Raw genomic sequence first — 657 nt, 5'->3', positions numbered from 1 at the left:
AAGTCCTGTGTGTCTGCCAATTCCACCACCCCGGCGTGGATGGTATAGTTGGAGCGGAAGACGGGATTCGAACCCGCGACCCCCACCTTGGCAAGGTGGTGTTCTACCACTGAACTACTTCCGCAGACAGGATGTCCAGTTTTTATAACTGTTATCCTATATAATGCGGGTGAAGGGACTTGAACCCCCACGTCATAAAGACACTAGATCCTAAGTCTAGCGCGTCTGCCAATTCCGCCACACCCGCGTAAAGTGGTGAGCCATGAAGGACTCGAACCTTCGACCCTCTGATTAAAAGTCAGATGCTCTACCAACTGAGCTAATGGCTCTTCTTACAAGAGACTTGAGTATTATACCATATAAAAAGTGGTGCCGGCAAGAGGACTTGAACCCCCAACCTACTGATTACAAGTCAGTTGCTCTACCAATTGAGCTACACCGGCAAAATGGTGGAGGATGACGGGCTCGAACCGCCGACCCTCTGCTTGTAAGGCAGATGCTCTCCCAGCTGAGCTAATCCTCCATAATTGCACTAGCGTGCAATTGCTTGGCGGCGTCCTACTCTCACAGGGGGAAACCCCCGACTACCATCGGCGCTGAAGAGCTTAACTTCCGTGTTCGGCATGGGAACGGGTGTGACCTCTTCGCTATCGCCAC

At 52.1% G+C, this 657-nt stretch carries 5 tRNA genes and 1 rRNA gene; all 6 read right to left on the bottom strand.

Going from position 1 to position 657, the window contains the following annotated elements:
* Positions 1–49: 49 nt before the first annotated feature.
* Positions 50–124 (bottom strand) — tRNA-Gly (locus JMN17_RS21455).
* 40 nt (positions 125–164) lie between these two features.
* Positions 165–247, bottom strand: a tRNA-Leu gene (locus JMN17_RS21450).
* Between the two features lie 6 nt (positions 248–253).
* Positions 254–329, bottom strand: a tRNA-Lys gene (locus tag JMN17_RS21445).
* 38 nt (positions 330–367) lie between these two features.
* Positions 368–443, bottom strand: a tRNA-Thr gene (locus tag JMN17_RS21440).
* A 4-nt stretch (positions 444–447) separates the two neighbouring features.
* Positions 448–523: transfer RNA gene (locus tag JMN17_RS21435), tRNA-Val, on the bottom strand.
* Positions 524–545: 22 nt separating this feature from the next.
* Positions 546–657, bottom strand: a 5S ribosomal RNA gene (gene rrf / locus JMN17_RS21430); the annotation flags it as partial.

Source organism: Bacillus sp. RHFS10 (assembly GCF_016757475.1).
GTDB classification, from domain to species: domain Bacteria; phylum Bacillota; class Bacilli; order Bacillales; family Bacillaceae; genus Bacillus; species Bacillus subtilis_G.
The sequence above is the reverse complement of the archived record's forward strand: the minus strand, read 5'-3'. Positions and strand labels throughout refer to the sequence as shown.